This window comes from Dermacoccus nishinomiyaensis (genome assembly GCF_900447535.1).
GTDB lineage: Bacteria > Actinomycetota > Actinomycetes > Actinomycetales > Dermatophilaceae > Dermacoccus > Dermacoccus nishinomiyaensis.
Map to the genome: position 1 here is coordinate 497,418 of NZ_UFXX01000002.1, position 18,631 is coordinate 516,048.

An 18,631-nucleotide genomic window follows, 5' to 3' on the forward strand; every position below is an offset into this window, starting at 1 on the left:
GTCACGGCCGTCCGAACAATTCCACGTCACGCGCCGTCGACGAGCCGTCGAGACGCACGCGCGTCCACCCGTCGGGCGTCGGTTCGAGGACGACGCGCGGCGCGTCATCCCGCCCGGCTCGCTGGTCGCTGGGGCCGCGCTCCTCGATGACCCGGGCGTGCAGGAACGACGACCAGCGCGTTCGTACGATGACGTCGCGTGAGGGTTCGACCCGCAGGATGAGGTGGGAGGAGGTCTTGTCCGTGATCGTGGCGCCGTCGGTGACGAGCGGCTTGGCGTCCGGCACCTCGAACACGCGCCACTGGTCGTTCAACCATACCTCGTGCCAGCCCGGGGGCGTCGCGGCGACGGTGCGCCACTGCCCCGTCTTCTTCACCGGATGGCGGTTGAGAGCGACGTAGCGCACCGCCGAATCCTGCAGCCACCCGGTGAGTTCCGCGTCGGAGATGTGCGCCTCGCGGTCGACGAACGCGTCGGAGAGGCTGCGGTCGGCCTGCGTCTCGTACCCGCGCGCCAACCAGAAATCCTCTGCCAGGACGAACGCCGAGGTGTGCGTGCCGTCGGCGACGACCTCGATGCGGCTGTTCTCGATGCCGGGCAACGCCTGGAGCGCGTCCGACAGGGGCCGGTACACCGTCACCGACGACGCCGATGCGCGGGCGTCCGCGAGATCGTGGGCGGTGAAGTACCCCGACCAGACCAGGGCCGGCAGCACGGCGCACGCCGTCGACCGGTTGCTGTGGCGGGCCGTCGCGGCGACGGCGACGGGCAGCACCGCGAAGACGAGGCGCGCGAGGTTGGAGCCGAGCGCGTTGGGGACGGCGGAGAACACGAGCACCGCGACGGCGGCGATGGCGATGGCGAGGACGACCGGTTTCGCAGGCTTGGCGAGCAGGAACAAGCCGAGAAGGACGAGGGAGGTGAGCGCTCTGCCCCAGCCATACCCCTCTGGCCCACTGCTACCCCACACGAGCGACGAGACGCCCATGAAGGCGATGCCGACCAGGATGGGAACGAGCGAGATCCGACGGACGAGCAGCCCCGCCCCGAATCCGACGAGCACGAACGCCACCGCCACGGGTGAGGCGAGGCCGCTGAGGATGACGAGCAGCGACGCCGTCCAGCGACGGTCGCGGATGGCGGCGTCAAGCGCCCCGAGGGCGATGACGGCACCGACGAGGAACGTCGTGCGGCCGGCGCCGAGCGTCATCACGGCGCTCAGCGTCGCGACCCACACGGCCACGATCGGGCGCCGCACCTGCGTGACGGTGAGTGCCACAGCCCATGGGATAGCCGTGGCCGCGAGCGCGACGACGGCGTGGGCACCGAGGGCGGCCGACAGCCAGGGCACGAGGACGGAGTATCCGCCCGGAGGGTGGGCGCCGCTGTACCAGCTGAACCAGTAGCCGAGGCCCACGCCGTCCCGCGCCGCCTGAGCGCGCGCGAGCGCCGCCCACATGTCGCCCACACCGGGCGCGACGACGACGAAGAGCACGCCGGCGAGCGCGACCACCGCGGTCGCGAGCCAGGTGTGCAGCGCGAGCCGGCGGCTCACGCCCTCAGCGGGCATGCACGAGGTTCTGTGCGTCGTCGAGACCGCGGTGGACGAGCAGTTCGACCGCCTCCGCGCCCGAGGGGATGAGGAAGTCGAGTTCGCGTCGCTCGGTCGCGGAGAAGTCCTTGAGTACGAAGTCGCTCACCTCCATGCGTCCGGGCGGGCGCCCGATGCCGAGGCGGACGCGCAGGTAGTCCTTCGTGCCGATGCTCTTGCTGATCGAGCGCAGCCCGTTGTGGCCGCCCTCGCCGCCACCGAACTTCAGGCGCACCGCGCCGAAGTCGATGTCGAGTTCGTCGTGGATGACGACGAGGCGCTCGGCGGGGATCTTGAAGAACTTCATGAGCGCGCTGACGGGGCCGCCCGATTCGTTCATGTATGTGCTCGGCACGGCGAGAACGACCTTCGGGCCGGGCAGCCCGCCCGGCAGCGTCCCCAACCGAATCTCTGCTGCGGCGGCGCGCGCCTTGTGCGCGCGCAGGGCGACGCCGGAGTCAGCGGCCATGCGCTCGACGACCATCGCACCCACGTTGTGCCGGTTGCCGGCGTACCGGGGCCCGGGGTTGCCGAGCCCGACCACCAGCCAGGGTTGCCTGCGCGCCTCATCCACGAGGCCCAAGTATGCCGGATCGCGCATGGGCGCACGCTGGGCACGTCGACGAAACGCGCGCCCTCATGCGCGATCGAGCCGACGACCGCGCCGCGACGGAACGCGAACGACGGGCTGCCGCTCACCAGGATCGGTGAGCGACGGCCCGTCGTCGTGAAGATCCGATGCCCGCGTGGAGGCGGGCGGCGGATCACTCGGAGTCTTCGGAGCCCGCGGCGTCGCCCTCGGCGGGAGCCTCGGCAGCGTCGTCGCCCTCGGTCTCCTGGTCGGACTCCTCGTGCTCGATGCCGGCCTCGGCCTCGGCCTCGGCGAGCTCGGCATCGAGGGCCTCGGCGGAGATCTGCTCGGTGACGTTGATGACGAGCATCTCCTCGTCGGAGACGAGCTCGACACCGGACGGCAGCGTGATCTCCTTGGCGAGGATCTGCGTGCCGGCCTCGGCGCCCTCGACGGAGACGGTGAACGCCTCGGGGATGTCCGTGGCGGGCGTGAGGACCGTCAGCATGCCGTTCTCGGTCGTGACGACGGTCTCGGCGGCGGCCTCACCCTCGGCGTGGACCGGAACGTCGACCTCGACCTTCTCGCCCTTCTTGACGATGACGAGGTCGACGTGCTCGATGAAGCGACGGATGACCTCGCGCTGGACGTCGCGAGCGAGCGCGAGCTCCTCCTTGCCGTCGAAACGGATCGTGAGCAGCGCGTTCGGGTTCTTGACGGCCATCATCGTGTCGTGGCCGGGCAGTTCGAGGTGAACCGGCGTCTCGCCGTGCCCGTAGAGGACGGCGGGGATCATGTCGTTGCGGCGGATGCGGCGCGCGGCGCCCTTGCCGAACTCGGTGCGAAGCTGAGCTTCGAGAACGATCTGGTCAGCAGCCATGGTGGTGCCCTTCGGTGCGTCAGGACCGACGACGCGTGCCGCCGGAATGGTCGGTGGCCTCGTCGGGACGTGACGTGCGGACACGATGCGGGCGCGTCGACGCAGGTCGGCGCGGGCGGCCTGGGGCCGCGGGATCTCGCAGACGAGCGCCACCGCGTCGATCACGGACGCTCGGGGCTCGCTGCGCGCGCCCGTCTCGTCCCTCGCCGAGGCAACCGGAACATTCTAGCGGGGCGGCGCGCGAACACGAAACGGCGTGAACGCGCAGCACCGCGCACCCCGGGTGGGATGCGCGGCGCCGCGTTCGTCAGGGTGAGATCACTCCATCTCGTCGAACATGCTCGTCACGGAGCCGTCCTCGAAGACCTCGCGGATCGCCTGCGACAGCAGCGGTGCGATCGACAGCACCGTCAGCTTGTCGAACTTCTTCTCGTCCGTGATCGGCAGCGTGTCGGTGACGATGACCTCGCGCGCCACCGAGTTCGCGAGCCGCTCGACCGCTGGGTCGGAGAAGATCGCGTGCGTCGAAGCGATGACGACGGACGCCGCGCCCGCGTTCATCAACGCATCGGCGGCGTGGCAGATCGTGCCGCCGGAGTCGATCATGTCGTCGACGAGCAGGCACGTGCGGCCCTCGACGGAGCCGACGACGCGGTTCGCAACCGACTGGTTGGGGCGCGTGACGTCACGCGTCTTGTGGATGAACGCCAGCGGCGCGCCGCTGAGGCGTCTGCTCCACGCCTCAGCGACCTTGATACGGCCTGCGTCCGGCGAGACGACGGCGAGGTTCTCATCGCCGTACTTCTTCGCGACGTAGTCGGTGATGACGGGCAGCGCCTGCAGGTGGTCGACGGGGCCGTCGAAGAAACCCTGGATCTGGTCGGTGTGCAGGTCGACGGCCATGAGGCGGTTCGCGCCGGCCGTCTTGAACATGTCCGCGACCAGGCGCGCCGAGATCGGCTCGCGACCGCGCGACTTCTTGTCCTGACGGGCGTAGCCGTAGAACGGCGCGACGACGGTGATGCGCTTCGCGGAGGCGCGCTTGAGCGCGTCGACCATGATGAGCTGCTCCATGATCCACTGGTTCACGGGAGCGGTGTGGCTCTGGATGACGAACGCGTCGCAGCCGCGCACGGACTCGTCGTAACGCACGTACGTCTCGGAGTTCGCGAAGTCGTACGCCTGCATCGGCACGAGCTGCGTGCCGAGGCCCTCGGCGACCGCCTTCGCGAGCTCGGTGTTGGCCCGCCCGGAGAAGACCATGAGGTTCTTCTCGGTGGTGCGCTTCATGGACAGGCTCACTTCGTGATCCCTTCGTCTGCGGAGGATTCCTCGTCAACACTAGTGGACGCCGCTTCACCGGCGGCGGCCCGAGGCGAGGCGTGCGCGACGTCACGCGCGGCGTCCGCCGTCTTCGTCCCGGCACGGCGGCGCTCGACCCAGCCGTCGATGTTGCGCTGACGGCCGCGTGCGACGGCCATCTGGCCGGCCTCGACGTCACCGTCGACGGCGCTGCCGGCGGCGACGTAGGCGCCCGGAGCGATCGTGACAGGCGCGATGAGCACCGAGTCGGATCCGACGAAACTGTGCGCGCCGACGTGCGTCGTGTGCTTGTTGACGCCGTCGTAGTTGGCGAAGATCGTGCCCGCGCCGATGTTGGCGCCCTCACCGATGACGGCGTCGCCGCAGTACGTGAGGTGCGGCACCTTGGCGCCGTCACCGATCTGCGCGTTCTTCGTCTCGACGAACCCGCCGATCTTGCCCTTCGCGCCGAGTTCGGTGCCCGGGCGCAGGTAGCTGAACGGGCCGACGCTCGCGCCGGCGCCGATCGTCGCGAGGTTGGCCTGCGTGCGCACGACGGACGCGTCGTCGGCCACCTCCGTGTCGACGAGCGTCGTGTCGGGGCCGATCTCGCAGCGCGCACCGATCGTCGTCGCGCCGCGCAGCTGGGTGTTCGGCTGGACGACCGTGTCGCGGCCGATGGAGACGTCGACGTCGACGAACGTCGTCGCCGGGTCGATGACGATGGCGCCGTCACGCATGGCCTGCGCGACGACGCGACGGTTCAGCTCGCGGCCCATCGCGGCGAGCTGCACCTTGTCGTTGACACCCTCGGTCTGCCACAGGTCGGTGATCGTGTGCGCCTCGACGCGCCCACCGGCCGCGCGGGCCAGGGCGAGGACGTCGGTGAGGTACTTCTCGCCCTGGGCGTTGTCCGTCGTCACCTTCGCGAGGCTCTCACGCAGCACGATCGCGTCGAAGGCGTAGATGCCCGAGTTGATCTCACGGATGTCGAGCGCGTGCGCGAGCTTCGCGTCCCCGGCCTCGCGGGCGGCGAGAGCGTCCTTGTGCTCGATGATGCCGGCGACGGAACCGGATTCGTCGCGCAGGATGCGGCCGTAGCCGGTCGGGTTCTCGACCTCCGCGGTCAGCACGGTGACGGCGTTGCCGCCCGCCTCGTGCGCGCTCGTCAGGTCGACGAGGGTCTGCGTCGCGAGCAGCGGCACGTCGCCGTAGGTGACGAGGACGGTGCCGCTCAGGTCGGCCGGCAGGACGTCGAGGGCGCACTCGGCGGCGCGGCCGGTGCCCTTGATCTCGTCCTGATCGGCGATCGTCGCGCCCGACTCGAACTGCTCGATGTGCGCGGCGACGACGTCGCGCTGATGACGCACGACGACCGCGAGATGCTGCGGCTGCGTGCCGCGCGCCGCGTCGATGGCGTGGCCGAGCAGGCTGCGGCCACCGATCGTGTGCAACACCTTCGGGATGTCGGACTTCATACGGGTGCCCTCACCGGCGGCGAGGACGATGACGGCTGCGGGACGGGGTGCGCTCACGCGAGTGACTCCCTGCGGATCGACGATCGGTGGTCTGGCCCGCCCCGGCGGCCCACCCGGTGCGGGCGACGGGGCATATAGAGGTGACTCTACCGCCCACCACCGCCAGAGGCGCTGCGTGCATTCGTCGCGCTCCCCTGTACGCCTTCATGCTGGGTGCATGTCACAGGCGATCGGCGACACCACCGTGCGTCACCAACGCGTCGGGTCGTTGGAGCTGTTCTGCGACCTCGTCTTCGTCGTCGCCATCGAGCGCCTCACCCACCTGCTGCACGGCGACCCGGGTCGCGGGTGCATCGCCGCGACGATCGGGCTCACGATGCTCGTGTGGTTCGCATGGTTCAACGTGACGGCGCTGACGAACGTGCGCGGCGGCATCGGCCCACGCGGACGCCCGCTCATGTTCGCCTCGATGGCCGGCGTCGGCGTGCTCGCACTCGGCGTCGAACCCCTCATCGACGGCCATCCGTGGCTGTTCGCCGTCGGCTACGTCATCGCGCGCACGGCCGTGTGGCCGCTGTGGTGGAGCGGACGACGCGGCGCCGGCGCCATGCGTCCGCTGCTGTGGGGCCCAGGCGTCAGCGCCCTGTGGCTGCTCACCCCGCTCGTGCCCGAGCACCTGCTCGGCTGGGCGCTCGCCGCCCTCGCCTTCCTCGAGATGAGCCTGTTGCTGCTGCGCCCGGACGGCAAGGAGTCGGACGCGCCGCGCCTCAGCGGCCCGCACCTGGTCGAACGCATCGGCCTGTTCGTCATGATCGTGCTCGGCGAGAGCGTCGTGCAGATCGTCGACTCCCTCGACACCGAGCGCACGGCCATGACGTGGCTGACGGCCGACTGCAGCGCGCACCTGCACCCCGGATCGCTGACGTGCCTGCGCCTCGGGATGATTCTCGTGCACGTCGGCACGCAGTCGTTGACCCGTCAGACGTTCGCGACGAACCTCGGGCTGAAACCGCGACGCCGCCCGCAGACGGCCGCTGAGCGTGCACAGATGCGTCGTGAACAGGCTGCGGCCCGCGAAGAGCGGGCACGCGACGCAACGGGGGCGCCGCACGATCCGCAGGGCACCTGGCACGTGATCCTTGGCGGGTTGACGCAACTCGCGACGTATCTCGTCCCCGTCGTCGTCATCTGGTGGCTCGGCGGTCACTGGGCGCCGTGGATCGTCATCACGTTGCTGTTCCTCTACGTCTCCGCGGCCATCTGGGTGCAGGGGTACGGCGAGCGCCGCATCACGGCCTATGTCGAGACCATGCGCGCCGGCGAGGTTGCCGGTGGTACCGGCACTGTCGGCGGGGACGTCGCGGGCGCAGCCGGCGCGAGCACTGCTGACGACGCGACGAACGGCCGCGCCGAATGAGCCGCATGAGCACCGCCGCCAGTGCGCCCGACAGCGGCGCCTCCCCTGGCGGCCGACCCGCTCCAGGGCGTGGTCGACGACTGGTGCGCCGGGTGGCGCGCGTCGTCGTCAAGCTGTTTCTCGTCGTGACGATCGCATCGTTGACGTTCAACGCCCTCGTGCGGCCGCCGCAGACGCTGCAGGCGCCCGACGGGCGCGACGTCGTCGTCGACGGCGCGCGCGTGCACTACCGCGTGTGGGGTTCGCACGGCACGCCGATCGTGCTCGTCCACGGTTTCGCCGAGTCGACGGTCGCGTGGTCGCTCACGGCGCCGGAGCTCGCGAAGAACCACGTCGTCTACGCCATCGACCTGCCCGGGGCGGGCTACTCGCAGTACACAGGCCACTACTCGATCGAGGATCAGGCGCGTGCCGTCACGGGTCTGATCGAGGCGTTGCACATCGAGCGGCCGGTGATCGTCGGGCACTCGCTGGGCGCGGCCGTCGTCGGGCGCGCGGCGCTGGATGCCCCGGGCGCCATCGGCGGTGTGATCTTCGCCGACGGCGACGCCATGGCCTTCGAAGGACGATCGGCCGACCCTGGTGCGTGGACGGGCGTCGTCTCGCGCCTGCCGTACGTCACGACTCTCTACCGACTCGGCACGCAGACGAACGTGTTCGCGCGCCCGATCTTCGACGACCAGTGCGGTTCGACGTGTCGCGGCCTGCAAGGCCCCGACGCCGACCGACTGATCGACGCGTGGATGCGGCCGCTGCGCTCGCGCGACGCGGAGGACGCCATGCGCGTCATGGCCGCACACGCGATGACGCACCTGAGCCCCGAGCAAGTGCGCACCATCCGCGTGCCGCGCGGCATCGTCTGGGGCGCCGAGGACGCGATGTCCGGCGGCTCGCTCCAGGTCGCGCAACAGAACTTCGCGGGCGCGCCGACGGCGACGATTCCGCAAGCCGGCCACCTGTCGATGGTCGCCGACCCGGCAGGTTTCGCGGCCGCGATCGAAACACTGCTGACGCGGCTGCGAACGCCCTGACGTCAGGCGTTCGCCTGCTCTGCGGCCTGCGTGGTCTCGTCGACGAACTCCCAAGCAGCACGGGCTTGGGTGACGTCGCCGGCCTCGGTGAAGCGGCGTGCTGCCTGCAGCGCGACGGCCGTCGCCTGCGTGATGTCGCCCTGTTCGCCGTAGGCGTGGGCGGCTGCGAGGTACAGGCGCCCCTGCGTGCTCGGCGGCAGGTCGGCATCCTCGAGGGCGGCGCGGATGTCATCGAGCGCCTCATCCACGTGCCCCTGCGCCCGCGCGAACCGCGCACGCACGATGGCGAGGGTCGCCAATTCATCGGCGCTCTCGAGCAGGTCGAGGCGGCTCTTCGCTTCGCGTAACAGTTCCGCGACCCCGTCCTCGCAGCCGGCCTGGAGTCGCTCTTCCGCCGCAACGCGCGGAAAACGAGCCCAGTTACGGAAGTCTGCGGTGGGCGACAGGAGTTGGTTCGCTCGATCGTGCGCAGCCTTGCCGGCCTCGACGTCACCGCTGTGCCACGCCACGTTGCCGAGCACCCACTCGGCCAGGCCGCGAGTCGGGGTCTCTTCGAGCGCTGCGGCTGACTCTTCGAGCTCGTGGGCGTAGGCGCCGGCATCGTCATGCCCGGCTGAGATGGCGGCGATGAGTGCCTGCGCCGTCACGATCATGGGGAGGTGCGCGGACTGGCAGAGTCGCACGGCGTCCGCAGCGCTCGACGCGGCGAGCCGCGCGTCCCCGTCGAGACGCGCCGCCTTGGAGGTGAGGATACCGGCCCGCGCTTCGAGCAAGCTGGAGCCGACCGCGCGCGTAGCTGTCAGGTGAGCCGTGGCCTCAGCGACTGCCTCGCGGTAGTGCCCGAGGTCGATGTTGATCTCGACGAGCAAGGCACCGATGAGAAGTGTGATGTCGGAACGTCCGACCGTCGACAGCTGGCGGCGGGCGTCCTGCGCCTGTTCGAAGGCAAGACCGAATGAACCCTGGCGCCACGAAAGAACGGCCTCGGAGTAAAGAGCAACCGCCTCGGCCTCTCCCGCCTTGCGGCGCCCGAACCCGGACAGATCGGAGGCACTCCCGAGCGTGCCGGGCTCGAGATTCAGCTTGGTCTCGAAGTAGCGAAGCATGTCCGGGGTCGGGGTCCGACGGCCCGATTCGAGGTGAGAGACGTAGCTGACGCTGCACCTGTTGCCCGCCAGTTCTGTCTGCGAAAGGCCCGCCTGTTTGCGCGCCGCCTTCAGGCGTTCACCAAAACTCATCGGTAACTACTTCCAGCCCCAATAGCGAGGCATACTTGACACACAACTTGACTCAGCGTGGAGCAAGTTGTTGAACTCTCTACATTACGCATCATATCCAGGAGTGACCATGGCCATCTTCAAGAAGCTTTCCGCATCCGCTGCGCTCGTGGCTGCCGCCGCGGCCCCGACGGTGGCCATCGTCGCCGCCAACTCGGCTAATGCAGCGCAGGCGAGCTCCGCTCACCACCTCGTGGTGAAGACCGGCGAGCACCGCATGTCGGACACCTGGCCGGCCTGATCATCCGCCAACTGCGTAACGTCGCGTGCCCCGTAGCCCCAAAGGCTGCGGGGCACGCGTCGTTCGTCAGCGACGCGCTGTCAATGAAGGCGTTACTCGGGCGCCGCCAGGGTCCATCCCTGCCCGCTGCACCCTGAGCACCATCGCCCCAGGCGGACCACCATTGCCGTCAGCTCGCGATGCACGAGCACCGTGACCCACGAGAGGGAGCCCTCATGACCCCGACTGATGCGACGGTGTGCCGCTGACGGCGACCTCCGTTCGCACGACGACGCGGAAGCACAGACACCATCCCCACTCCCCGGTACGACGAAGCCGTCGGCACGCGTGTTGCGTGCTCTGCATGAGTGCAGGGTCAGCGTCGATGAGCCGTCACACGCCCGTGACGTCTGTGATCCACTGGCGGCTGTCCATCAGGTTGGCGTAGTTGGAGGCCGGCGTGGATGTCGGAGCCGGGATCGGCGGAGTCGCCCGTCGATCAGACGCCGACGATCTGACCGTTGACGACGAGGGGACCACCCGAGTCGCCGTGATTCGAGGAGCCGTTGACGCCCTCGAGGTGTATTGCGCGACCACCGTAGGCCTCGGCGCTCTCACCCAGGACGGAGACGTCGGCCTTGTAGAGCCCCGACGTCGGGACGCGGTTGGCGCGCAGGCCGTAGCCCTCGATGACGCCGGAGTCGCCCGCCGTCGCGTCGTAGGAGTCCGCGAGTGGCATGTACTGAGCGACGGGGGCCGGTTCGCTGAGGCCGACGAGCGCGACGTCGCCGTTGGACGAGTTCTACATGTCGTCGACGGCGATCGGCGTGCCGCGGTTCGAGGTGGAGTTGGAGAGGTAGACGTTCATCGACGTGTCACCGTCGGTGCCAGGTGCCTCGGCCTGCTGGCCGGCCGCTTTTTATACATGACTGTATCGGCGACATGCATTTGTCGCATTGCGAAAATATGGATAACCCTGACGGGTTCGGCGCAGAAGTGGGTCGTTGCCGCACCAAGCTGCGGTTCTCGCGGCCCACGTCGCGCGGAGGGAAGCGCTATCGTCACGCATTCGTCCTGAGAAGTTCCCCAGGAAGATGTTCCCTGCTCTCGCCGCTGCCGGCGTGGGTGCCCTGACCCTGGCCGCGGCCGCGCCGTCGATGGCGGCCGACTCGCCTGCGACGCCCAGCACGACCGGGGACCACGCCAAGTCGACGAGCGTCGGCAACCTTCAGAACACGCCGATCGAGTTCTGGTGCTCGAAGGGGATGCCGAACCACGTCATCGCAGTGGGCACGGTGAAGACGCCGGAGGCGACGGTGACGGTGAGCGAGCCGCTGCTGCACGAGACGCACACGATGGGCCCGGTGACGCACGACAAGCCGCTCGTCATCTTCTCGAAGATCAACCAGGCCGGGAAGACGGTGACGATCACCGTCAAGGGCAACACGAGCGGGTCGGCGTTCAGCGTCACCGGCACGATTCCGGCGACGTGCAAGGGTCTGCCGACGGTTCAGCCGAACGGCGCCGTCACTGTCCCTGCCCAGCCGACGAAGCCGATGCCGGGCACGCCCACTCCGACCAAGCCCGCCCCGAAGCCGATCGGCCCGAAGGTGCAGACGGACCTCGTCGCGTCGCAGAGCTCCTCGACGTCGGGTGAGCTCGCCCTCGCCGGACTCGCGTTCGCGGCCATCGCCGCCGGTGGTGTCGTGATGTCTCGTCGTCGCTGATCGGCGTCACGTCCCGCGTGTTCTTCGCCCGGAAACGCGTCGACGATGACGCGCTTTCGGGCGATGATGGTCGGGCTTTCAGGCTCCCCGGGTTGGAATCGAACCAACGTCGCTAGTCCTGATTCAAAGTCAGGCGGCCCCTGCCAGCAGAGCAACCGGGGAACGTCCGCGAAGCGCGGACCGCACAAGAGTAGTTCACGCCGGGCCGCGCCGCACTCCGTCGACGCACCGACGCGTCCCCGCGATCTACGACGCGGACCGCGCCTCGGACCGCGCCAGCCCGCCCGGGCGCCCGAGGTCTCGGCTGCGACCTCCCGCCCACCCGGCACAATGGAGGGCATGACGACTCCTCGCCGCACGCGTATGTCGGGCACCCAGCGTCGCGAACAGCTCATCGACGTGGGGCGCCGCACGTTCGCGGAACGAGGCGTCGCGGCGGCGACCGTCGAGGAGATCGCGGCGGCGGCGGGCGTGACGAAACCCGTCGTCTACGAGCACTTCGGCGGCAAGGAAGGCTTGTACGCCGTCATCGTCGATCGCGAGACGCGCAGCTTCCTCGACCACATCACGAGCGCCCTGACCGACGACGGCACACCCCGCGAACTCTTCGAACGCGCCGTGACCGCCCAACTCAGCTACATCAGCGCCAACCCCGACGGTTTCCGTGTGCTCATCCGTGACGCCCCGTCCTGGCACTCGACGGGCTCCCTCGCGAGCCTCATGTCGGACATCGCCACAAAGATCGAGAACGAACTCTCCCGCGTCATGTCGCGCCGCGAGATCGACCCCCGTTTCGCGCCGATCTACGCGCAGATGCTCATCGGCATGGCCGCCCTCACCGGCGACTGGTGGATCGAGCACGGCCAGGAATTCGACGCCACCGAGATGGCCGCCCACATGGTCAACCTCGGCTGGAACGGACTCACCGGCCTCGACGCCACGCCCACGCTCGTCGCGGCCGCGCCGGTGGCCAGCGGCGAGCCTGACGTCGACAACATGGTGGCACCGATGGGCCTGGGCGACGACGAGACGGACGACGACATCGCGTGACGAGGGCTGACGCCGTCTGCCGAGGGCAAGTCTCTCGACATCAAGTTTCTTGACGAGCGATAGACTGACGGCATGTCACTCACCGGTTCGCCGCGCCCTGCCGACTCGAACCGTGCTTTCGGCCCAAGGGGCGCCGACGACATCGCGTCTGCGACGTCGACCGCTCCCGACGGCAAGCCGCACCATGACGAGGTCGACGTCATCGTCGATGCCTGGGCGAGCGTCCGCCCGGGGCTCGACACGACGCCACTCGAAGTGCTCTCGCGCATCAGCCGTATCGCGCGGCGCCTCGACCAGGCGCGCAACGCCGTCTTCACCGAGCATGAACTCGACGGCTGGGAGTTCGACGTGATGTCCGCCCTGCGCCGCGCAGGCGAACCGTTCGAGCTCTCCCCCGGCGCCCTCGTGCAGCAGACACTCGTCACCTCCGGCACGATGACGAATCGCGTCGACGGACTCGAACGACGCGGCTTCGTCTCGCGTCAACCGTCGCCGAGCGACCGCCGCGGCGTCCTCGTCCGGCTGACCCCCGCGGGGCTGCGGGCCGTCGACGCCGCGTTCGACGCGCTGCTGCATCACGAGCGCCGCCTGCTCGCCGGCATGGACGACGACGCTCGCGCTCACCTCGCCGCGTCGCTGCGGACGCTGCTCACGGCCGTCGAGAGCTGACCGCGAGGCACCTCAGTCTTCTTCGGTGCGGACGGTGCTCGACGTCCTGGCTGCAGGCTCCGACAGCGCCGTCGGAAGAGATCCGGTCGGCGCCAGCTTCTCGACGAGGGCGGTGATGTCCGCGACGAGCCCGCGTCCCACCGGTAGCCGTGCGAGCATCAGCATGCGCGCGAGGATGGGGGCGACGCCGTCGATGAGCGTCATCGTGCGCGCCCGCTGCTCGCTGTCATCGCACACCCAGTGCAGCGTGATGCCGAGATAGACGAGCCACAGCAACATCGGCAACTGGCGTCGCAGTGCGCCACCCGGCACGCCCTTCGAGCGTTCGAGCACGTCGGTGACGAGGCCGATCGCATCGTCGCGCGCCTGCGCCGACGCTCCCGACAGCGGGCTCGTGCCCGACGACGCCTGCAGCGCCGTCGTCAGCAGCGTCGAACCGAAGCCGTGGTACGGCTCCATGACGTCGATGCCCTCCCGCCACAGCGCGCATAGGTTGTCGGCAAGCGGCGCTCCGTCGCGGATGGCGGCCAGCGCAACGTCGCGATGCTCGGCCTGGAGGCGCAGGTACAACTGCTGGACGAGCGCGTCCTTGCCGTCGAAGTAGTAGTACGCATTTCCTTGCGAGACGCCGGCTTCCGCGGCGATCGCGCGCATCGTCGTCTTCTCGTAGCCGTGCTCGCGGAACATCGCCAACGCCGTCTCGACGAGGGCTTCACGCGTCTGCTCCGACTTCGTGGTCATGCGCTCAGTCAATCACGTTCTTGAACACGTTCAATCGGCGCTCGCGGGGACGTCGAGCCCTCGTAGACAGTCGTGCACGGCGCCTGGTGGCAAACGGCGCAGCGCCGCCAGGCGCCGCGCGCGACCGGAACACGCGCTCAGTTCAGGCGAGCATCTCGGCGGCCTCGAGCCATTCCATCTCGAGTTCGTCCTTTTCGGCGAGCACGGCACGCAGCTTGACGTCGATCTCCGCGGCCTTGCCGTAATCGCTTGCGGCAGCGGCGAGCTCGTCGTGCAGCTTGGTCTCGCGCTCGGCCAGCTTCGCGAGCTGACGTTCGATGCGCGCCACCGTCTTGCGCGCCTCGCGCTCCTCGGCGGCGCTCACCACGCGTCCGCCGGCGCCAGCGCCTGCTGCGTCGTCAGCCGCGAGCGAGGTCGCATCGACCCCCTTCGCCGCCGCGCCCTGACGCTCGAACGCCGCCTGCGCCTGCAGGTGGTGCGCACGCAGCTCGAGGTACTGCTCGACCCCGCCGATGAGGTCGAGGATCTTGCCGTCTCCGAGCAAGGCGACCTGGCGATCGCACATGCGCTCGAGCAGGTACCGGTCGTGGCTGACGACGACGAGTGTGCCCGCCCAGCCGTCGAGGACGTCCTCCATCGACTGCAGCGTCTCGATGTCGAGGTCATTGGTCGGCTCGTCGAGCAGCAGCACGTTCGGCTCGCTCATGAGCAGGCGCAGGAACTGCAGCCGTCGACGTTCGCCACCCGACAGCTCCGACACCCGCGCCTGCTGACGTCCCCCGGAGAAGCCGAGCCGCTTCGCGAGCTGCGAGGCGGACGTCTCCTTGCCGTCGAGCATGATGTAGCTCGCCACGTCCTCGATCGCCTCGATGACGCGCCAGCCCTCGACGTCGTCGAGCTCGCGCACCTCCTGCGTCAGGTACGCAATCTTGACGGTCTTGCCCTGCTTGCGTTTGCCCGCCGACAGCTCCTGGGTTCCCGCGATGGCGCGCAGCAGCGTCGACTTGCCCGCGCCGTTGACGCCGACGATGCCGGTGCGCTCGCCCGGCGCGAGCCGCCACGTCTGCTTCGTCAGCAGTTCGCGCCCGCCGAGCGTGACGGACGCCTCGACGAGGTCGATGACATCCTTGCCGAGCCGCGTCGTCGCGAACCGGACGAGTTCGACGTCATTGCGCGGATCCGGTTCGTTCGCGATGAGCGCGTTGGCCGCGTCGATGCGGAACTTCGGCTTGCTCGTGCGGGCCGGGGCACCGCGCTGCAGCCACGCGAGCTCCTTGCGCAGCAGGTTCTGGCGACGCTCCTCCATCGCGGCCGCGATGCGTGCACGTTCGGCCTTCGCGAGCACGAACGCGGCGTAACCGCCTTCGTACTGCTCGACGCGTCCGTCGATGACCTCCCACGTGTTGGTGCTCGTCGCGTCGAGGAACCACCGGTCGTGGGTGATCGTGACGAGCGCCGAGTCGCTGCGTGTGCGGCGTGCGTTGAGGAAGTCGGCGAGCCATTGCACGCCCTCGACATCGAGATGGTTGGTGGGCTCGTCGAGCAGCAGCAGATCAGGGTCGTCGACGAGCAGCTTCGCGAGCGCGATGCGACGGCGCTCGCCACCGGACTTGGGGCCGACGACGTCGTGCAGGTCCATGCCCGGCAACAACCCGTTGATGACCTCGCGGATGCGGGCCTCCCCCGCCCACTCGTGCTCGGCGCGATCACCGACGACAGCCTGCAGCACCGTCCACTCCGCAGGAATCGTGTCCGCCTGCGTCAGCATGCCGACGGTGACGCCGTTCGCCATCGTCAGACGCCCCGAATCGACCTCGTGCACACCCGCGAGCACCTTGAGCAGCGTCGACTTGCCTCCACCGTTGCGGCCGACGATGCCGATGCGCTCACCGCCGCCGATGCCGAGCGACACCGAATCGAGCAACTGCTGGGTGCCGAGGGCGAGCGAGATCTTCTCAGCGGACAGGAGGTTGGCCATGCCCGCGATTGTCTCACCGCCGTGTCACGTCGCCCAAAGCTGATGATGCGGCGCCCGTCAGAGCAGGTGCCGGACCGAGACGAGCGCTCGCCACGCCGTCCGTCAGATGTGGACGTAGTTCGCAGATGGGGACGTAGCGGTGGATGTCAACCTGTGGTGAGTCACTCAGGGCCGGGATGGTTGATTCCGGCCCACGCTTTCGGGGCGGGCACTGGCGCGCGGTGGCCGCGGAAACGTTCGGGGTGACGCGCCTGGTAGTAGGCGAGGCTGACTTGGCGGCGAGCGTGCAGCATCTTCCACGACCCGTCGTGCACCTGCGCGGGCGTGTACAGCGCGATCCCACTGTGGTGGTGGGCATGGTTGTACCAGTGCACGTGCTGCGCGACGTACGTGCTCGCCTCCACCAGCGACGCGAACACGCCCGGATACGACGCCCGATTCTTCAGGGTGCGGAACTCGGACTCGATGTACGGGTTGTCGTTCGACACCCGCGGACGCGAGTGCGACACCTCGATGCCATGTGCCGTGAGGAACTCGTTCAGCAGGTTCGAACGCATCACCGCGCCGTTGTCGGCGTGCACGACCTGCGGCACGCACCCACCCTCCGCCGCGATCGCGGCCATGAACAACGCCATCGCATCAGCAGTGCTCTCACGCTGGTGCACACTCGCGACGATCACCTTGCGGCTGAAGATGTCGATGATCGCGTACGCCTTGAACGCCACACCCCGAAACGCGGTGGGCAGGTCGGTGATGTCCCACGCCCACACCTGGTTCGCGCCAGTCGCCAACACCTGCGGTTTCACCCGCGCCACCGCCCGCTCACCCGCCGCGCCCGACTGCTCGACTGTGGCCTGCTCGACTGTGGCCTGCTCGCGGCGCACGCGCGCGGCGATACGCCACCACGAACGCAGACTCGCTTCCATGAAGCCCTCGTCCCACGCCTTCGCGAACGCGCCCGCGACACCCAAACCGCCCGTGCGCCCCGCACTGATGAAACCCGCGACCCGCGCGCACACCGACGCGCTCAACCTCGCTGGCTGCTCCCGCTCACGCTGCGGCACAGGCGATACCGCCGCAGCAACGTCACGGCCATGGTGGTGGCGGGCGTGCCACGTGCCACGCGAGACACCAGCGACCTGCAGCGCACGGCGCTGACTGAACCCCGCCAGCGCGCTCAGGTCTCGGATGAGGTCGTTCTCGGCTGCGATGAACGCTCGGGTGGCGTCGTCGGGGGCGTATCGGGCTCGTGCGCGTGCCAGTGTTGCAAGAGCCCGATAGCTTTTCCCAGCGACTCGTTCGCCTGACGTAGCCCGTCAGCCTCGGTCCGTAGCCGCGCGACTTCCGTGGCGTGGCGGCGTTCTTGCGCGGCGAGTTGTTCTTCCAGCCGGCGCATCTGATCAGAGCGAATATGGTCCATCGAGCCACCCTGACGCGGCGTGAGGCCACGGTCAAGATCACCACGGACATACTCACTACGCCAGCGACGTAACTGACTCGCCGTGAACGGCTGCTGCGCCAACCACGCCGTTTTCTGCCCGAACGCCAACCCCAGATACGTCACTACCGCATCCCGCTTTTCCTCGACCGTGAACACCACGCCTCCTCAACACAAGTGACTCACGACCAGGCTGGCACTTAGGGTAGATCGCCGATGTGGATGGCAATCGCGAGGGTGGACGAAAATCGCAGGGTGGCAAGGCGGGGCGGGTCGGGGGTTCGGTCGGGGCGTCAGGAGGCGGAGGTGATCTGGGCGCCGTGGGGAGTGGAGGCGGCGAGGACGTAGTCGTCCGCGAGGTCACCGGCAGCGAGCACGTTGCGCAGCGCGACGGCGTCCTTGCGGCTCGCCATGAGGAACGCCACCGTCGGGCCCGAACCCGAGACCATCGCGTTGAGGGCACCCATCTCCAGGCCGAACTCCATCAGGGCGCGCAGCCTCGGCATGAGCGACAGCGCCGCAGGCTCCAGGTCGTTGTGCATGGCGACGGCGACGCCGTGGACGTCACCGGAGCGGACGCTCGCGAGCAGGCAGTCCGACGGAGAGGGCTCAGGCACGCGGTGGCCCTCCCGCAGCCGGTCGCACTCGGCGTAGACGGCGGGCGTGGACAGCCCCTCGTGCGTCAGCGCGAACAACCAGTGGTAGGTGCCCGTCGCGAGCACCGGCACGATCTTCTCCCCGCGCCCGGTGCCGAGCGCGGTGCCTCCGGTGAGGGCGAACGGGACGTCTGAGCCGAGCTGCGCGGCGAGCTCCTCGAGCGTCGCGCGCGACAGGCCGAGCCCCCAGAGCGCGTCGCAGGCGACGAGCGTCGCGGCGGCGTCTGCCGATCCGCCCGCCATGCCACCAGCCACCGGGATGGCCTTGCGAATCGCGATGGCGCAGCGGCCGTCGACGCCGTACGAGGTGGCCATGAGCTGCGCCGCTCGCCAGGCCAGGTTCGACTCGTCGCACGGCACGACGTCCGCGCCGAGCCCCGTCACCGTGAGCGAGAACTCGTCGGCCGACGTGACGTCAACCTCGTCGAACAGGTCGACGGCATGGAACGTCGTCGCGAGGTCGTGAAACCCGTCGGCTCGGCGTGGCCCCACGCACAGCTCGAGGTTGACCTTCGCAGGCACCCTCACGCTGACGCGGGTGATCTGTGCGCTCGAAGCCGTCATGCCCCCACCCTATGCATGGACCGCCCTCCGGGCAGCCACCC

18 protein-coding genes and 1 tRNA gene are annotated in these 18,631 nt (G+C 69.2%); 6 read left to right on the plus strand and 13 right to left on the minus strand.

The genetic code is table 11. From position 1 onward, the window contains the following. Window position 1: 1 nt before the first annotated feature. The 5 genes from DYE07_RS14065 to glmU all read right to left on the minus strand — a co-directional run bounded on the left by DYE07_RS14065 (window position 2) and on the right by glmU (window position 5,879). Complete coding sequence (locus DYE07_RS14065; RefSeq protein ID WP_172463038.1) at window positions 2-1,570, minus strand: hypothetical protein; 1,569 nt, start codon at window positions 1,568-1,570, stop codon at window positions 2-4. After that, complete coding sequence (gene pth, locus DYE07_RS14075) at window positions 1,560-2,192, minus strand: aminoacyl-tRNA hydrolase (protein WP_115297343.1); 633 nt, start codon at window positions 2,190-2,192, stop codon at window positions 1,560-1,562. Before pth ends, DYE07_RS14065 begins: the two co-directional genes overlap by 11 nt. 163 nt (window positions 2,193-2,355) lie before the next feature. Beyond that, entirely contained in the window at window positions 2,356-3,042 is a 687-nt protein-coding gene (locus tag DYE07_RS14080; protein ID WP_165584710.1) for a 50S ribosomal protein L25/general stress protein Ctc, read from the minus strand. Between the two features lie 318 nt (window positions 3,043-3,360). Then, a complete protein-coding gene (locus DYE07_RS14085) occupies window positions 3,361-4,332 on the minus strand; it encodes a ribose-phosphate diphosphokinase (RefSeq protein WP_040015011.1) in 972 nt (323 codons plus the stop codon). An 8-nt stretch (window positions 4,333-4,340) separates the two neighbouring features. After that, a complete protein-coding gene (gene glmU / locus DYE07_RS14090; RefSeq protein ID WP_115297345.1) occupies window positions 4,341-5,879 on the minus strand; it encodes a bifunctional UDP-N-acetylglucosamine diphosphorylase/glucosamine-1-phosphate N-acetyltransferase GlmU in 1,539 nt (512 codons plus the stop codon). A 160-nt stretch (window positions 5,880-6,039) separates the two neighbouring features. Between glmU and DYE07_RS14095 the strand changes: the two genes are divergently transcribed. Next, on the plus strand, window positions 6,040-7,239 hold the full coding sequence (locus DYE07_RS14095) for a low temperature requirement protein A (RefSeq protein WP_172463039.1): 1,200 nt from the start codon (window positions 6,040-6,042) through the stop codon (window positions 7,237-7,239). A 5-nt stretch (window positions 7,240-7,244) separates the two neighbouring features. Then, a complete protein-coding gene (locus tag DYE07_RS14100) occupies window positions 7,245-8,270 on the plus strand; it encodes an alpha/beta fold hydrolase (RefSeq protein WP_172463040.1) in 1,026 nt (341 codons plus the stop codon). A gap of 2 nt (window positions 8,271-8,272) precedes the next feature. Here the strand turns inward: DYE07_RS14100 and DYE07_RS14105 are convergent, their stop codons facing one another. Further along, complete coding sequence (locus DYE07_RS14105; protein WP_115297348.1) at window positions 8,273-9,508, minus strand: helix-turn-helix domain-containing protein; 1,236 nt, start codon at window positions 9,506-9,508, stop codon at window positions 8,273-8,275. 109 nt (window positions 9,509-9,617) lie between these two features. Here DYE07_RS14105 and DYE07_RS14855 point away from each other — a divergent pair, with 109 nt between their 5' ends. Then, entirely contained in the window at window positions 9,618-9,788 is a 171-nt protein-coding gene (locus DYE07_RS14855) for a hypothetical protein (RefSeq protein WP_160126236.1), read from the plus strand. A 478-nt stretch (window positions 9,789-10,266) separates the two neighbouring features. Here DYE07_RS14855 and DYE07_RS15270 read toward each other — a convergent pair whose 3' ends face one another. Then, on the minus strand, window positions 10,267-10,506 hold the full coding sequence (locus tag DYE07_RS15270; protein WP_237723763.1) for a trypsin-like serine protease: 240 nt from the start codon (window positions 10,504-10,506) through the stop codon (window positions 10,267-10,269). Between the two features lie 382 nt (window positions 10,507-10,888). Between DYE07_RS15270 and DYE07_RS14115 the strand changes: the two genes are divergently transcribed. After that, window positions 10,889-11,494 (plus strand): hypothetical protein, encoded by a 606-nt coding sequence (locus DYE07_RS14115; protein ID WP_172463041.1) that lies wholly within the window; start codon window positions 10,889-10,891, stop codon window positions 11,492-11,494. Window positions 11,495-11,577: 83 nt separating this feature from the next. On the opposite strand, the gene DYE07_RS14120 is transcribed toward DYE07_RS14115, so the two are convergent. Beyond that, window positions 11,578-11,656, minus strand: a tRNA-Gln gene (locus DYE07_RS14120). 168 nt (window positions 11,657-11,824) lie between these two features. Between DYE07_RS14120 and DYE07_RS14125 the strand changes: the two genes are divergently transcribed. Both DYE07_RS14125 and DYE07_RS14130 read left to right on the plus strand, forming a co-directional pair. Next, window positions 11,825-12,544 carry a TetR/AcrR family transcriptional regulator gene (locus DYE07_RS14125; protein WP_115297350.1) on the plus strand — a complete coding sequence of 240 codons (720 nt, stop codon included), beginning with the start codon at window positions 11,825-11,827 and terminating at the stop codon, window positions 12,542-12,544. Between the two features lie 72 nt (window positions 12,545-12,616). Next, window positions 12,617-13,213: a MarR family winged helix-turn-helix transcriptional regulator gene (locus DYE07_RS14130; RefSeq protein WP_115297351.1), complete on the plus strand. Its 597-nt coding sequence runs from the start codon at window positions 12,617-12,619 to the stop codon at window positions 13,211-13,213. Window positions 13,214-13,225: 12 nt separating this feature from the next. On the opposite strand, the gene DYE07_RS14135 is transcribed toward DYE07_RS14130, so the two are convergent. The 5 genes from DYE07_RS14135 to DYE07_RS14155 all read right to left on the minus strand — a co-directional run bounded on the left by DYE07_RS14135 (window position 13,226) and on the right by DYE07_RS14155 (window position 18,590). Then, window positions 13,226-13,954 carry a TetR/AcrR family transcriptional regulator gene (locus DYE07_RS14135; RefSeq protein ID WP_115297352.1) on the minus strand — a complete coding sequence of 243 codons (729 nt, stop codon included), beginning with the start codon at window positions 13,952-13,954 and terminating at the stop codon, window positions 13,226-13,228. Between the two features lie 142 nt (window positions 13,955-14,096). Then, window positions 14,097-15,932, minus strand: coding sequence for an ABC-F family ATP-binding cassette domain-containing protein (locus DYE07_RS14140; RefSeq protein WP_115297353.1), 1,836 nt, complete (start codon window positions 15,930-15,932; stop codon window positions 14,097-14,099). Window positions 15,933-16,093: 161 nt separating this feature from the next. Beyond that, a complete protein-coding gene (locus DYE07_RS14145; protein ID WP_131941356.1) occupies window positions 16,094-16,963 on the minus strand; it encodes a DDE-type integrase/transposase/recombinase in 870 nt (289 codons plus the stop codon). 146 nt (window positions 16,964-17,109) lie between these two features. Further along, on the minus strand, window positions 17,110-17,532 hold the full coding sequence (locus DYE07_RS14150; protein WP_074041356.1) for a hypothetical protein: 423 nt from the start codon (window positions 17,530-17,532) through the stop codon (window positions 17,110-17,112). 131 nt (window positions 17,533-17,663) lie between these two features. Continuing rightward, entirely contained in the window at window positions 17,664-18,590 is a 927-nt protein-coding gene (locus DYE07_RS14155; protein WP_115297354.1) for a 4-(cytidine 5'-diphospho)-2-C-methyl-D-erythritol kinase, read from the minus strand. Window positions 18,591-18,631: the final 41 nt, after the last annotated feature.